Here is a 2,017-nt window from a genome sequence, read left to right on the forward strand (position 1 = left end):
TCTTTCTGTAATCTTATGCGCCCTTGTTCCTTATAATATAAATAGGAATTTTATAACAACCTAAAACACAGCTATTTACAACTACTTAAAACTTGTTTGCTGAAAATTTGCAGTTTGCTGCTGACTATCCAGCACCCCGTCGCCGTTAGCATCCAGTACGGAATTATCTAAGTTAAACTGCATACTGGCAGGCACACCAATATATAGAGACTGGCCAGTATTTAGCGCGTCGCTTTCCTCTGTATGGAGAACACCGGAGAGCGTAGCCGTAAAAGCATCGAGACTACTATAACGCGCTTGCACGGTAAAATCTTTTATACTATATATGTACGCAGGGTAGCTGCCGGACGTAGTTACGTTAGTCCAGCTATGAAAAATACGGCCCTTTATGTAGGGTGCAAAGTAAGAGCAGCGGCCACCTTTAAGCTGCATACATATAACCATATCGCCGGAGCGTGCGATATACTGCCCGTCGTTAGGGACTAAATCGCTTTCGTCTTTAGAGCAGGAAACGAAAACGAAAGCGGCCAGCATCACGAATAATAACTTTTTCATTTTGCCATTAACTGTAATAGGGTTTGTATTTGCTTATCCTTTTCGGCCAGCATATCGCGCACGAATGTTTCGGACAGTACCGCGGTTTGCTGGCCGATTACTGTAGCGTTTTTGCCGGTTACACTATTAGCACCAGTTACCGACGCGCTAACAGCCGGAGACGTGGCGCGGTACATTTCGCCAACACCGCGCAGCAGCCAGTCTGCCGATACGTCCGGGCAGGCATCCAGTACCCGCAGGACTGTATCGAGCGATATATTACTGCCGTGGCTTAACTGGCTATTTAGCCGTTTTTGGGTTGGCGTGTCGCCACCAGCTACCGAATTTTGGGATAATCCCTTTTCTTTTAGCAGCAGGTTAATGCGGTTACGCACGTCTGCGGCTTTACCTACATAGTCTTTCATACGCTTTCAAACTAAATAATACGTCCCAATACCCGTAAAGCTCTAAATAATCGTTAAATTTAGAGCTTTATGGGTACTTTTTTGCCTAAAGATTTTGGAAGTTACCGAAATACCTCTATCGTTGCACCAACGAACAAACGAACGAACCGAAAGGGCATAATAAAGGCCGCCGACTTTTTAGCCGGCTATCGCATACTTTCCAATGGCAAAGATAGGCGGTTTTTCTTAATGTACCAACGAACGAACGAAGTTTTTAACAAAAGTTAGAGGAAATGACGCAGAAAGTTAGTGAAATGGCGGTAAAACCCGTCGAAAAGATTACCCGCGAACGTCTTAGGGCTATGCGAAATGGGGACACCATTACTACGCAATGCGCGGACGGCTACGATATGGATAGCCAAAAAAACACGGCCTACGCTATGCAGAAGATGGAAAACTGCCGCTTTGCCTGCAAAAGCGATGGGCTACAGTTATCGGTTACGCGCTATGGTGCCAGTTAAACCAGTATGCGAACCGGATAGACGCTACAGCCAACGCGAGGCGGCAGAGCTTTTAGGCGTGGAGCGTCACACGGTAAAACGCTGGGAGCAGGACGGCTGCATACGTTTCAACGTAAGAAAAGCCGGACGCGCCAAATTTACAACGGGGAGGCAGATAGTTAAATGCTGGGAAGCCACCTATTTATAAACAATTTAATCGTAAGAGTATGAAAAAGATTTTTTCAAATTATCGCTACTACGTGCTTTTCGTGCTGGGGCTTATTACGACTATCGGCTTTTTCGCAGTACCCGACGACGAGCTGCCAGCGTTAAGCTGGGTCTACGTGCTGGTTTCCTCTAAGGTTATCACACTGGTAGCCGGCTTCGCAGCTGCCCGATTATTTACGCACTGGGAGCAGCAGGATAAGATTAAGGAACTTACAAAGTTTATCAACGAATTATAACACAGTAAAGTTATGCAACCAATTCAAATTAACGTGCAGGTTAATATCGGTATGGATAGCGCGCTTTTGTCGATGCTTTCCGGACTGAGACCTCTGCAAAACCTTCATTTATAGA

Annotated in this window: 4 protein-coding genes; 2 read left to right on the forward strand and 2 right to left on the reverse strand. The window is 45.7% G+C overall.

From position 1 onward, the window contains the following. Positions 1-81: 81 nt before the first annotated feature. Entirely contained in the window at positions 82-555 is a 474-nt protein-coding gene (locus tag HMPREF3034_RS11920; RefSeq protein ID WP_062435790.1) for a hypothetical protein, read from the reverse strand. After that, positions 552-959 (reverse strand): transcriptional regulator, encoded by a 408-nt coding sequence (locus tag HMPREF3034_RS11925; RefSeq protein WP_062435793.1) that lies wholly within the window; start codon positions 957-959, stop codon positions 552-554. Before HMPREF3034_RS11925 ends, HMPREF3034_RS11920 begins: the two co-directional genes overlap by 4 nt. Before the next feature lie 348 nt (positions 960-1,307). On the opposite strand from HMPREF3034_RS11925, the gene HMPREF3034_RS12755 reads away from it, so the two are divergent. Both HMPREF3034_RS12755 and HMPREF3034_RS11935 read left to right on the forward strand, forming a co-directional pair. Next, complete coding sequence (locus HMPREF3034_RS12755; RefSeq protein WP_156431130.1) at positions 1,308-1,646, forward strand: MerR family transcriptional regulator; 339 nt, start codon at positions 1,308-1,310, stop codon at positions 1,644-1,646. A gap of 19 nt (positions 1,647-1,665) precedes the next feature. Continuing rightward, the gene (locus HMPREF3034_RS11935) at positions 1,666-1,902 is read left to right on the forward strand and encodes a hypothetical protein (protein ID WP_062435801.1); all 237 of its coding nucleotides are present in this window, start codon (positions 1,666-1,668) and stop codon (positions 1,900-1,902) included. Positions 1,903-2,017: the final 115 nt, after the last annotated feature.

The organism is Prevotella sp. DNF00663, from assembly GCF_001553265.1.
Taxonomy (GTDB): Bacteria; Bacteroidota; Bacteroidia; order Bacteroidales; family Bacteroidaceae; genus Prevotella.